The sequence below is a fragment of the Flavobacterium franklandianum genome (assembly GCF_007097365.1).
GTDB classification, from domain to species: Bacteria; Bacteroidota; Bacteroidia; order Flavobacteriales; family Flavobacteriaceae; genus Flavobacterium; species Flavobacterium franklandianum.
Map to the genome: position 1 here is coordinate 221121 of NZ_VJZR01000005.1, position 13622 is coordinate 234742.

11 protein-coding genes and 1 pseudogene are annotated in these 13622 nt (G+C 35.6%); all 12 read left to right on the forward strand.

Annotated features, from left to right (window positions below; all coding sequences use genetic code 11):
- Positions 1 to 133: 133 nt before the first annotated feature.
- Positions 134 to 1324 (forward strand): multidrug effflux MFS transporter, encoded by a 1191-nt coding sequence (locus tag FNW17_RS08495; RefSeq protein ID WP_143389159.1) that lies wholly within the window; start codon positions 134 to 136, stop codon positions 1322 to 1324.
- Positions 1325 to 1443: 119 nt separating this feature from the next.
- Positions 1444 to 1593 (forward strand): hypothetical protein, encoded by a 150-nt coding sequence (locus FNW17_RS16310; protein WP_185964752.1) that lies wholly within the window; start codon positions 1444 to 1446, stop codon positions 1591 to 1593.
- 235 nt (positions 1594 to 1828) lie between these two features.
- Positions 1829 to 2308, forward strand: a pseudogene (locus tag FNW17_RS16515) (SDR family oxidoreductase).
- A gap of 230 nt (positions 2309 to 2538) precedes the next feature.
- Complete coding sequence (locus FNW17_RS08510) at positions 2539 to 3528, forward strand: VOC family protein (protein ID WP_143389156.1); 990 nt, start codon at positions 2539 to 2541, stop codon at positions 3526 to 3528.
- 96 nt (positions 3529 to 3624) lie between these two features.
- Positions 3625 to 4740, forward strand: a complete 1116-nt coding sequence (locus FNW17_RS08515; RefSeq protein WP_143389155.1) for an alpha/beta hydrolase family protein — start codon at positions 3625 to 3627, stop codon at positions 4738 to 4740.
- Positions 4741 to 4763: 23 nt separating this feature from the next.
- On the forward strand, positions 4764 to 5903 hold the full coding sequence (locus FNW17_RS08520; protein ID WP_143389154.1) for an FAD-dependent monooxygenase: 1140 nt from the start codon (positions 4764 to 4766) through the stop codon (positions 5901 to 5903).
- A 10-nt stretch (positions 5904 to 5913) separates the two neighbouring features.
- Complete coding sequence (locus FNW17_RS08525; protein ID WP_143389153.1) at positions 5914 to 6867, forward strand: fumarylacetoacetate hydrolase family protein; 954 nt, start codon at positions 5914 to 5916, stop codon at positions 6865 to 6867.
- Between the two features lie 1010 nt (positions 6868 to 7877).
- Positions 7878 to 8447 carry an aminoacyl-tRNA hydrolase gene (gene pth, locus FNW17_RS08530; RefSeq protein WP_317129771.1) on the forward strand — a complete coding sequence of 190 codons (570 nt, stop codon included), beginning with the start codon at positions 7878 to 7880 and terminating at the stop codon, positions 8445 to 8447.
- Positions 8448 to 8569: 122 nt separating this feature from the next.
- Positions 8570 to 10690 (forward strand): T9SS type A sorting domain-containing protein, encoded by a 2121-nt coding sequence (locus FNW17_RS08535; RefSeq protein WP_143389151.1) that lies wholly within the window; start codon positions 8570 to 8572, stop codon positions 10688 to 10690.
- Between the two features lie 100 nt (positions 10691 to 10790).
- Positions 10791 to 11723 carry a bifunctional riboflavin kinase/FAD synthetase gene (locus FNW17_RS08540; RefSeq protein WP_144071424.1) on the forward strand — a complete coding sequence of 311 codons (933 nt, stop codon included), beginning with the start codon at positions 10791 to 10793 and terminating at the stop codon, positions 11721 to 11723.
- 111 nt (positions 11724 to 11834) lie between these two features.
- Positions 11835 to 12272 (forward strand): hypothetical protein, encoded by a 438-nt coding sequence (locus tag FNW17_RS08545; RefSeq protein ID WP_144071425.1) that lies wholly within the window; start codon positions 11835 to 11837, stop codon positions 12270 to 12272.
- A gap of 100 nt (positions 12273 to 12372) precedes the next feature.
- Positions 12373 to 13458, forward strand: coding sequence for a biotin synthase BioB (gene bioB, locus FNW17_RS08550; RefSeq protein ID WP_143389148.1), 1086 nt, complete (start codon positions 12373 to 12375; stop codon positions 13456 to 13458).
- The last annotated feature ends 164 nt before the right edge of the window (positions 13459 to 13622 follow it).

Genomic DNA, 13622 nt, shown 5'->3' on the forward strand with positions numbered 1-13622 from the left:
TCTTCCTGAATATATGCAACATTAAAATTCATTACTATATGCCGCTGTGTGTAAATATTAAATAACTCGTCAATCCGAGTACTTTTTGTGTAATGAAACGGAACAAAAAATGATTCATTGGAAACAAACTTAAATGACAAAAACGAAAGAAATTAGTATAAAAACCCTGATTATTGTATTAGGTTGTTTGAATGGGTTGATGCCGTTTTCAACTGATTTATATTTGCCTGCATTTCCTGCAATGGCTCAAAATTTAGGAACAAATGCGGGAATGATTACCCTTTCCATGAGTACTTTTTTTGCGGGAGCTTGCGTGGGACAGTTTTTTAATGGACCAATATTGGATCGATTTGGACGAAAAAACCCGATGTTAATTGCATTAGTGTTTTTTTTCTTGACTTCTTTAGGATGTGCAGTAGCCGGAAATATAATCCTTTTATGTGTTTTTCGTTTTTCTCAAGCCATCAGTATCAGCGTATGTTCTGTAGGAAGTAGAGCGATGGTGCGAGATGTATTTCCTGTAGAAAAAATTGCCTCCATGTTTTCTACGCTTTCCCTAATCATGGGAATTGCCCCTATTATTGCCCCAACTTTAGGCGGCATTATTTTGTTGTTTTCTGATTGGAGAGGTATTTTTATCTTTTTGGCAGTAATGGCACTGATTTTATTAGTCGCACTACATTTTTTCCTCCCCCATGTGAAAGAAGCAGACCCTAACTATTCGTTAAAACCAAAAGCGATACTAGGGAATTATAAAAAAGTAATCCTGACAAAAGGATATATGGGATATGCTATCATTACTGCTTTGTCCTCTGCCGTGTTATTCAGTTGGATTTCAAGTTCTTCTTTATTATTTATTGGTGTTTTAGGAATTAGCAAACAACAATTTGGATGGATATTCGCCAGTACTGCTTCCTGCATGATCCTAGGCAGTCAGTTTAATAGATTATTGTTGCGAAGATTTAGTAGTTTTGACATTGCATTTTGGGCAGTAGGAATGCAATTGTTAGTTTGCTGTTACTTATTATACATAGCTATTTACTCCTTGACAGTAATGCATCTTCTTATAGGAATGTGTTTTTTTATGTTGTTTTTATCGTTGATTTCTCCCAATACTATGGCGATAACCATCCGTCCTTTTACGGAAAATATAGGCAGTGCCAATGCAATTATGGGTGTGACACAAATGGCTTTAAGCGCATTGGTTACTGCAATACTCAGCTATTTTCAAGATGGCAGCGCAGTTCCAATGATCTTAACAATGATGCTATTAAGCGCCATTAGTTTTAGCATGCAATACTTTTTAAAACAGAAAACAGTATAAAAAATCTATTCGATTTGACAGGCAAGGTCGCTTTAATAACAGGTTCGACATTGTGGTAAGGGAAAAGCAATTGCCGAAACTTTAAGGTTCACACGGAGTCACAGTTATAGTTTCTAGTAATGATAAAAAAGGTGGTATTGCAACTCAAAAAAGCGTTTCAAAATAAAGGAATCAAAGCATTTGCCATTACTTGTGATGATTCTAAAAAAGAGGAAATAGATGCGCTAATTTTTAAATGCGAAGAAAAAGCAGGTACAATGACATTTTAGTGAATTGTGTGGAATAGCCATTCCTATTTCTTTTTAGGATATTGACTCAGAGAATTTTGAAAAAACAATGCAAATTAATTTAGAAAATGCGATTTACTTAACCCAAAAAGTAATCCCAAACTGGCAGGCTCAAAAAGGCGGCGCTAATATCTTCTCGCCAATTTTTTTAAGTGTAAGGGGCAATAAGAATTTGGGATTATATGGTATTTCCAAAAGAGAATAAGTAGAAAATTTAATATACAAAACGGTTGTAAAATTCGGAAGATTGGATTGCGCCGTAAATTCTGCAGGAATTGCTAAAACGCTTTCTTTACCAACTCATAAATATCCTGAAGGGGCTTGGTTACAACAAATCAACATCAACTTAACGGAAACTTGGTATTGCGTAAAATATTAGTTGATTGAAATGCTAAAACGAAGGTAGCGGAAACATTATATGCATATCATCGGCATCAGGATTTAGTGGGACAACACCTATAATGTTCCGCATTCAGATTCCAAACACGGAGTTATCGTAATTGTAAAAAATGCCGCTATAGAAAATGCTGCCAAAAATATTCATACCAATACCATTTGCTCAACAGCTATTGAAACACCAATGATTATGGAAGTCAGAAGAAAACTGCCACAAAATCCGCAAGCACTTGAAAAAGTAATAAACGTGCAAAGAATGAAAAGAATGGGACAACCTCAAGAAGTCGCAGATGTGGCTTAGTAGATTTGTTCTGATCAATCATCCCTTATAATGGGGTATACCAAGGCAGTTGATGGCGGTGCATTTGAATAAAAAGAATACAAAAACATCACAATAAGCGTACAAGAAATCAAAAAGAATTGATTTTGAATAGCAATAGAATCTAATTGATTCACTGATATTTATAAATCATTTTAATTTTGTAAAATAAATTACACATACTATAAAAAAACCAATAAATAAAAATAAAAATGGCAAAGAATCCACATTATTTTTCACAATTAGCCCACGTTGAAGTTTTGACAACAGATTTAGACAAATCTGTTGAATTCTTTCGTGACGTTGTTGGAATGGATGAAACAGGAAGAGAAAAAGACTCTGTATATTTAAGAGCTTGGGGTGATTATTTTCATCACACCTTGAAACTCACGCAGAGCGAAAAATCTGGTTTAGGACATTTAGGTTGGCGTGCCGACAGTCCAGAAGCTTTAGAAGAAGTAGTCGCTTATTTAGAAAACATCGGAGCTGGAATTGGCTGGGATGAAGGCGATTTAGGACACGGAAAAGCCTATCGTTTTAAATCTCCAGAAGGACACATTCACGAAGTATTTTGGGATGTCGTTTGGTTGAAAGAAGAAGGAGAAAGAGGTAGTGTTTATGCGGATCGTTATTCAAGCAACCGTTTGAAGGGAGCTAATCCAAGAAGATTGGATCACGTAACTTATATGGTTTCCAAAGGAAAATACGCCGACGAAAAGAAATTTTGGCAAGGCTTAGGATTAAACAATCCTGACGAAATACGTATTGCTGATGAGATTCCGCCAATTGGTGGTTTGTGGACAATTGGTAATCTTTCGCACGATATTGCTATTTTCTCCGATCCCAATATTGGCGAAAACGAAGCCGTATTGAATCATATTTGCTGGAATGTAGATAGTCGCGAAGAAGTTCTTTTAGCATTAGATTATTTTATCGAAAAAGGATATAAAAGTGTTATGGGTGCCCCTACGCGTCATAAAGCAGATGAGGGATTCTTCATTTATATTGTTGATCCAGGAAGTGGAATCTTATTTGAATTTTTTGCTTGTGCACGTTTAGTTTTTGCACCGGATCATTTAGATATTCATTATTTAAAAGACAATCCAAATGATGCCTGGGGTTCCGCAAATCCATTTGCAGAAATGGCAAAAGGTAAAAGATTAGGGCTAACAGACGGAGTGGTAAAACCAGCCGACGTATAATCCGGTATCATTAAGTTCTTCCTATTTTAAAATAAAAAAAAATGTTTTCAATTTAGGATAACACTAAAAAAACAAAAAAATTAAAAAGACAAAGCTATGTGGCATTATTTCCCAGGGCAATATATGCCTTCCTATCAAGTAAACAGAGCATTAACTCAAGCGCATTATGGCGGTGGAGAATTTGCTGAAATATTAGAAGTTGCTAGCGAAATTGACCCCTCAAACAGAGAGTCATTCAATATCGCTTGGTTAAAAAAAGGGGACCAAGTTTATGATCTTGGCGAAAATTTCGAGACTAATAACTCGTTCATTTCCGCAAGTCGTACGTACTTAAGAGCATTCAACTACTTACGTACTGCTGAGTTCTTTATGGAACTTGGAGATGATAGAAAATTATTAACTTATTTAAAAGCGAGAGAAGCTTTTATTAGAGCAATTAAATATTTCAAAAACAAACCATTACAAGTAGAAGTCCCTTTTGAAGGCTCTTTTTTACCGGGTTATTTGTTTACTCCAGAAGGAGTTGAAAATCCTCCAATGATGATTATGTTTGGTGGCTTAGATAGTTTAGCCGAAGAATTATATTTTGGTATATCACAACATCTTAACGAAAGAGGTATTGCACTTCTGGCTATGGATGGACCAGGTCAAGGAGCTTCATTACGATTAAATCATATTCATTCGCGCTATGATTATGAAGTAGCTGGAACAGCTGTTTTAGATTGGTCTATTGCCAGCCTAAAAGATCACGTAGACACCACGAGTATTGGTATTGGCGCAGTATCTATGGGAGGCTATATGGCAGCGCGCTGTGCCGCATTTGAACCTCGTTTCAAAGTATGCATAATATTTGGAGCTGTGTGGTCGTATTACCAAGTATGGGCTGGTCGAACTGTACAACATCCGTTGGCAGAAATAGTAATGCATATTATGGACGCAGCAAGTTTTGAAGAAGTTCTTGAAAAATTAAAAGGCTATACCCTTGAAAATGGAATCGCAGAAAAAATATCCATGCCAACGTATATTCTTCATGGTGGTGATGACCGCCAAAATTTTGTTGAACACGCTTATAATGTAGATAAAGCGTTAACTTGTGAACATGTTTTAGAAGTAATCCCTAAGGAAGAAAGTGGTTCTCAACATTGTTGTGTAGACGATTTTACTCGTACTTTCAATATGTATGACTGGGTAGCCAAAAAATTAAAAGCATAGATTAATCTCAAACAACTTATATTATGAAAGCTATAGAGAAAGTGCTTATTGTTGGTGGTGGTATCGGTGGACAATCTACAGCTATCGCTTTAAGACAAATAGGAATAGAAGTAGAAATTGTCGAAATTTTGCCCCAGTACGATGTGTATGGTGTTGGAATTATCCAGCAAGCCAATGCTTTAAGAGCTTTGGATTCCTTGGGTGTGGCCGATGAAGCTATCAAAAGAGGTTGTCCTTATGGCAAAGTCAAAATGTGTACCCCAACGGGACATCAATTTGCCGAAACGGGTACGCCTCCTATGGGTCGTTTTCCATCCCATAACGGAATTTCTAGAAGAACGCTTCACGATGTTTTAAAAGAAAGATCGGAAACGGTTGGCGTTCAATATAGAATGGGACTTACCGTTGATACAATTACAAACAAAGAAAATGGTGTAGATGTTGTTTTTTCAGATGGAACTACCGGGAGCTATGATCTGTTGATTGGTGCCGATGGAATGAAATCCAAAGTAAGACAATTAATTTTTGGCGATTATTCACCAAAATATGCTGGACTATCAGTTTGGCGTTATGCTTTTGACAGACCTAAAGATTTAGACACTGGTTACATATATTTTGGAAAAAGAAGCAAAGTGGGATTGATTCCAATGACAGAAGACACCATATATATATTCGTTGTTTCGGCAGAAGGCGCTGACAATCCATTAATCAAGGAAGAAGAAATGATTCCGAAACTAAAATCGTATTTAGAAGAATATCCTGTTCCAATGGTACAAGATTTAATTGATCAAATCACGAATCCAAAACTGGTTAATTACAGACCTTTGGAAACCTTGCATTTGCCAGAACCTTGGTACAAAGGCAATGTTTTAATCATTGGCGATGGCGCTCACGCCACTATTCCGCAATTGGGTTCAGGAGCGGCTTTGGCCATTGAAGATGCAGTAGTTCTTGCCGAAGAAATTACAAAACAAGACGGTGCCGAAGCCATATTCTCTCGTTTTATGAATCGCAGACTCGAAAGATGTAAAATGGTGGTTGAAGCCTCCGAAAAATTGGGCGAATGGGAACTTATGTTATTCGAAGGTAAAACATTACCCGAAGAAGCCAATATTGGAGCTACAATGGGAAAAACTTGTATGGCACTCACCCAACCTATTTAAAAAAATTGAAATGAAATTAATAACATTCGAAAATAAAGCAGGCGAAAGCCGCACAGGTTGGCTACAAGATGGTGCTGTTGTAGATATGCAGCTAACCGATTCTAGACTGCCCACGGATATGCTGAGCTTTATAGACAATCACGAAGCTTATTTTGAAATCATAAAAGAACTTGGTGAAGTACAACCTCATTATACTTTAGATGAGGTCAAATTATTAGCACCACTACCCAATCCAAGAAGCTTTCGCGATTATATTGGTTTCGAACAACATATGCTAAATGCCTCGAAATCATTCGGTCATACGGTTGGAGCCGCTTGGTACGAAATTCCCATTTTTTATTTTACGAATCATCAGGCCATTTATGGTCCCGAAGATAATATTCAGCGTCCAGCTGGCGAGGAAAAATTAGACATTGAGCTAGAAATGGCAGTTATAATTGGCAAGAAAGGAAAAGACATTAAAGCCGAAAATGCCAATGATTATATTTTTGGTTATACGGTTTTTAATGATTGGACTGCTCGTGCCATCCAAAAACACGAAATGACCGTTCCTCTTGGCCCTCACAAAGGAAAAGATTTTGCCAATGCCATTGGGCCTTGCATCGTTACCAAAGATGAATTTGAAAAATACCGTTACAGCATTTCGAGAGAATTACATCCAGAACATTTGGCTATGCCCAAAAGTACAAGCGATCGTTTTGATTTAAAAATGACTTCAAAAATCAATGGAGAAACCATCTGTGAAGGCAACTATAAAACCGTTTATTGGACTTTTCCACAAATGATGGAACGCGCTTCTGAGAACAATGTAACACTGATGCCGGGAGATATTTTAGGTTCGGGAACTGTTGGTTGGGGAAGTTTAATCGAAAATAATTTTTCCGTTCATAGACCATTGCAACCCGGTGACATTGTAGAACTCGAGGTTGAAGGAATTGGTGTTTTGAGAAACACGGTGGTTTAATCGGTTACTATAAAAAAATTGTTAAGTTTAGTTGATTTAGTTAATCTCACTTAATTAGTGAGGTAAAACCCGAAACAATTGTTTCGGGTTTTTATGTTAAAACTGCTTTTTGATAACACTAATATTATTTACAAACAGCGAATTGATGCCTGTTAAAGACACAAAGTCGTGAACCTCTAATAAAAATTTACTCATAAAGCTATAAATTAACCAGAGTTGCTACTTTGAATCTTTTATACTCCTCATTTTTTTTCTGCCTTTGATTCCCATTGCATCGGGATTATGGCTATTTTTTTTATTTTTTAATGGTAATACAAGCGATGGCAGTTACCCATTTTCCCCTTCCATTAATGAACTTAGCAACTCCTGTTCATTGTCTCGCGACACTATAGAAAGCCAAACAAAATCCTGCGTGACCGTGATTTGATTTTTTCTATTAAGGGTGTGGGGAATTTCACTATTGCTGACAACTCAGAATCCAAGATTAATCTTTTTTTTCTGATAAATATATGTCGAGCTCATAAAATATGGAAGTTTACAATGCCTTTATCAATACGATAGGCAGTAAAGCACACGTTAATAGGTGTCTCTACTATTGTGACGAGCACCTTTTTATTGATGCACTAAAAAAAATAGCAATAGCTATAATTATTTCGTAATTATGCCCATTTTAAAAGTAAAGCCAATAATTATGTCAGTTATAAACCAAAAGTTATCAGGGCTCAAAGACAGCCATTCTTTTTCAAAATTTAAATCTAGAAAACCTTAAACCATTAAAAAATTAAGTTTCACAAAGAACTTCTAAAAATCTTAATCAAAGTAATTTCTTGATGGTTTGAAAGAAAAAAGAATGTTCACAACAGTCAACGGAGAAACAATTAAGTAATTACACTACTTTTGCCTAATGATAAAATGGATAAACGCACTATTTTCAAAAAACAAAAACAGAGGACATAATAGATTCAATAAAATCAGTGGTTCACGAACATCAAAAAAACAATCTAAAAACAGTGAGTAATAAATTTTTAATTGTCGGACTCGGCAACATTGGTGCCGAATATGTCAATACCCGACACAATATTGGTTTTAAAATCATCGATTTTCTAGCCAGAAAAGAAGGAATCAACTTCGAAACCGTCAAACTCGGTGCGCTTGCCGAATATAAGTTTAAAGGAAGGACTTTTCTACTTTTAAAGCCCAATACCTATATGAACTTGAGCGGCAAAGCAGTACAGTATTGGATGGAAAAAGAAAAAATTCCACTCGACAATATTATGGTGATTACTGATGATTTGAACTTGTCTTTTGGAACTATTCGCATCAGGAAAAAAGGCAGCGATGGTGGACACAACGGACTCAAAAGCATTCACGCCATTCTAAACACCACCGATTATATTCGTTTTCGTTTTGGCATCAGCGACGAATTCAAGAAAGGCAAGCAAGTAGATTATGTTTTAGGAGAATGGGACGAAACCGAAAAAACGGCACTTCCTGAACGATTAGAATTAGCTTCTGAAATTATAAAATCCTTTGGAACCGCTGGAATAGAAAACACAATGTCTGCTTTTAATGGCAAATAAATCATCGATTCTGTTTAAAAAATATCGATTTGACACTCTATCTCACAAACTATTTGCTAAATTTTTATCAAATCACTTATGCATTGTTAAAATCCTTAACTTTGACAAAATTTTTTTACAAAATGAAAAAAATTACCCCCCTTTCTACCAAACTAATTCTTATGTTTTTTTGCTTGTTTTTACTTGGCAACACTTATGGCCAAGACAAAAATCAAACAAACAAAACGCTATTTGGCAAACCTGTTAAGGCAGGAACTATAAATCCAAACAAAGGGATAATTCGATGTGCTACAACAGAGTATGAGAAATTTCTTCAAGAAAATAATCCAAAGAGAATGTCAAATACTCAATTTGAAGCCTGGCTCACACCATTAGTTGCAAAATACAAAGTTGCAAAAGCCAATTCAAGAACAGCAGCAACAGTAATAACAATTCCCGTTGTTGTTCACGTTGTTCACAGTGGCCAAGCCATTGGAACCGCCCCAAACACTACTGATGCTCAAATACAATCACAAATTACAGTACTTAATCAAGATTTTAGAAAAATATTAGGCACACCCGGTTATAACACAAACCCAGTTGGCGCTGATGTTGAAATTGAGTTTGTTCTTGCAAAACAAGACCCCAACGGAAACCCAACAAATGGTATTGACAGAGTAAATTTCACTCAACCTTCTTGGTCTGAATCTGAAATTGAAACAATTTTGAAACCAAACACCAGTTGGGATCCTGCATTGTATTTGAATATGTGGAGTCTCAAATTTACGGACAACACTCTTTTAGGTTATGCCCAATTTCCTGACAATAATTTTGCCCAAAATAATCCAAATTATTTACAAGGTCTTAACCCTAATGGAGGTCCCGCAAATACTGATGGGGTGGTTTCTAGTTACGATGTTTTTGGCAGTAGCGCCTTTGGTGGTTCTTTTTTATTGGCACCACCTTACGACAAGGGGAGGACAATGACACACGAAGTAGGTCACTGGTTAGGACTAAAACATATTTGGGGAGACGGAGGCAGTCGCGATAGTAACACCAAAGACTGCAATGCATCTGATTATTGTGATGACACTCCAAAAGCAGGATGGGAAAACTATGAATGTCTTATTACTTATGACTCTTGTCCTACTGACCCTGGAAATGATATGACCGAGAATTATATGGATTATACTAACGACGCATGTATGAACATATTTACCCAAAATCAAAAAGACAGGATCACGGTAATTATGAATAACGCTGCTAGAAGAAGCTCTTTAAAAACCTCTAATAAAGCTACAGCAATACCATTGGTAGCAAATGATGCAGAGGTAAAAATAACAACTTTTAACAATACCATTGATTATGGCTGTAATACTACACCTCCTGCTCTAACAAACAAACAAGTATCCATTAACAATAGAGGAACGACAACTTTAACTTCTGTAACTTTAAATTATACTATAAATGGAGGCGCAAACCAAACCCAAACTTGGAACGGTTCACTAACACAAAACCAATCAGCTGATATAACGCTATTGAACACTAATTTTAATGGTACTTTAAATGTTAGTATCGTAACAGCCAATGGAGGTACAGATCAAAGAGTGAGCAACAATACTGCCTCAAGGAATTATTTTGATCTAGCAACTGTTAACTACAATTATACAAACTTTGTTTTTAATTTACAACAAGATTTTTGGGGAGATGAAATTACTTGGGAAATAAAAGACGGTGCTGGTGTCGTTAAATATAGCGGTGGCCCTTATCCCGGTAAACATAGTGAAATTTTACCTTTGCCAGTACTCATAACTGAAAATTGGACTTTAGAAAGCAATAAATGCTACACTTTTACTATCAACGACACTCAAAGTGATGGAATCTGCTGTTCCGGTGGAGATGGATATTACAACATTAAATCTACAGACGGTTCTACCACCATTGCTTCTGGAGCCTCTTATGGTATGATAGAAAATAAATATTTTTCAACCAATGCTTTAGGAACTACTACATTTGAAGCATTAAATGACATTTATCTTTATCCAAATCCCACAAAAGGCACTTTGAATGTTTATGTTTCTAGCACTTTAGGTTTGCCAAACAGTTTGACCGTTTCTAATAGCTTGGGTCAAATTATTAGTCAAAAAACAGTTTCGAAAGAAGCCGATTTAACAGTAAATACTTCTTCGTTAAGTAATGGTGTTTATTTTATTACCGTAACCAAAGAAGACCAATCAAAAACACTGCAATTCATTAAAGAATAGTTTCGCATCATAACACTTTTGAGAGGGTTGATTTATTTCAATCCTCTTTTTTTTATCTGTTTTAATAGCCTAAATTTGCAGCATTCTAAAAACAATTGCTTTGAAAATTTTCAATTCTATAAATGATTTCATTTGCTCAAAAAAAACCATACTCACTCTAGGTACTTTTGACGGGGTTCATATTGGCCACCGAAAAATCTTAGAAAAAGTAACTCAAAACACCGAAACTGATACAACAGAAAGTTTAGTGCTTACTTTTTTTCCGCATCCAAGAATGGTTTTAAAAGGACAATCAGAAGTAAAATTACTGAACACGATTGGCGAAAAAATAGATTTATTAGAAAAAATAGGCGTTCAAAACCTTGTTATTCATCCATTTGACGAAGAATTTTCAAAATTATCTGCCGAAGAATTTGTCAAAAAAGTACTTGTCGATCGATTCCACATTCAAAAAATAATTATTGGTCACGATCACCGTTTTGGCAGAAACAGAACCGCAAATATTGACGACTTAATCGCTTTTGGGAAACAATATCATTTTGAGGTAGAACAAATCTCAGTTCAAGAAATAAAGGATGTTTCGATAAGTTCGACCAAAATCAGAAATGCCTTAACCGAAGGAAATATGGTTTTGGCCAATGACTATTTAGGTTATGAATACTTTCTAACAGGAATAGTTTCTAAAGGAAAACAATTAGGAAGAACTATTGGTTTTTCTACTGCAAACCTTTTGATTGAAGAAAACGATAAACTTATTCCACGAAACGGAGTTTATGTTGTAAAAAGTATTATCGACCAAAAGACTGTTTTCGGAATGATGAATATCGGATTTAATCCAACCGTGGCTGGAGAAAAACTATCTGTCGAAGTGCATTATTTTGACTTTGATGCCGATTTATACAACCAAGAAATACGAGTTTCAATGCTTAAATATCTCCGTTCAGAGCAAAAATTCGATTCGGTTATCTTCTTAAAAGAGCAATTACAAAAAGACAAGGAAGCCGCTTTGAACTACATAAGCAAACAACAATAATTAGTTAAAATTTAGACTATTTCGTAAAAAAATATTATTTTTTTACATATATTTGATAGACATTCAGTTCTTTATCAAACAATTTTTTTTAACCTTTTAATAAACAATAACATGAAAGTATCAAAAGAAGTTTTCAATGGTGCCACAATCTTCGTTGGGATTGGCGTTTATTTTTTATTAATGAATGCTTTGGGATTTGCAGATGTACTTTACTTACGTCTCTTGAATATTATATTCGTCTATTATGGCGTAAACAAAACAATTCAAATGAATATTGCTGAAGGAAAAAAAACTTTCATTTCTAATGCAATTTCAGCTATGATCACCTCGCTTGTTGGTGTATCGTTAAGTGTTGTCGGATTAATTATTTACAGCTATATGCAAGGCGGAGATAGCTATGTACAATCATTATCCGAAAATTTCTTGTTTGGCGGTAACCCATCCGTAGTAACCTATTCCATCTGCTTGTTTTTTGAAGGAGTTGCCTCTTCAGTAATTGTAACTCTATTTACCATGTTGAAATGGAACAATCGCTTTACTACAGATTAGTAGTGGATTCTTAAAATTTAGTTTTGAGTCTGTTTTTCAGCAACACATCTTTGTCGATTGGAACAATTTAACTACTTTTGAAACTTCAAATAAAAAATAGATGAGTACTACAAGACACGACTGGACAAAAGAAGAAATTATCGCAATATATACTAAACCTTTGATGGATTTACTTTATGAAGCAGCTACTATTCACAGAGAACATCACGATCCAAATGTGGTTCAAATATCCACTTTATTGTCTATTAAAACCGGTGGTTGTTCAGAAGATTGTGGCTATTGTCCTCAAGCAAAAAGATACCATACTTCAATCACAACTAATGATTTAATGTCTGTTAGCGAAGTCAAAGAGCAGGCAGAAAAAGCAAAACAAAGTGGATCATCTCGTGTTTGTATGGGAGCAGCTTGGAGAAATGTAAAAGATGGTAGTGAATTTGACCAAGTTTTAGAAATGGTTCGTACCATTAACAAAATGGATATGGAAGTGTGTTGCACCCTTGGTATGATTACCGAAAATCAAGCACAACGACTGGCCGAAGCTGGTTTGTATGCCTACAACCACAACATCGACACTTCCGAAGAATATTATAAAGAAGTGATTTCGACTCGCGGTTTTGAAGACCGTTTACAAACAATTGAGAATGTCCGCAAAACAAATATTACAGTTTGTAGTGGAGGAATAATAGGAATGGGAGAAAGTATTGAAGATCGCGCAGGAATGCTAGTTGCACTTTCTACATTAAACCCACAACCAGAATCTGTACCAATTAATGCTCTTGTTCCTGTTGAAGGAACACCTCTTGAAGAAGAAAAACCAGTTGAAATTTGGGAAATGATTCGAATGGTTGCCACCACAAGAATTGTTATGCCTGAAACCCAAGTGCGTCTTTCAGCAGGAAGAATAAATATGAGTCGCGAAGGACAAGCGATGTGCTTTTTGGCTGGTGCCAATTCTATTTTTTCGGGAGATAAATTGCTGACAACTCCTAATAATGATGTAAATGAGGATGTGAAAATGTTCGAAATATTAGGATTAAAAAACCAACAGCCTTTTGCTAAAGTATACCAACGGGAAACGGTTGAAGCTATAGATTCTAAATTTGCTCCACTTGGCGAAAAACCAAAATGGTCTCGTCCTGGACATACAATCGAAAGAAATTTAGAAGCGACCGTAAAGAGGAAATAAAAAGTGTTGGTTATTTTAATTGGAACGCAGTTAAAACCAATAAATCAGTTTTTTTTTAATCAAAAAGTAAATTAGAAAGTTGTACCCTTTTTAAATTTCTAAATAATGAATCCCGCTAGTAACAATGAGTATGTTACTAGCGGGATTTCTTTAGTTTTAACCTG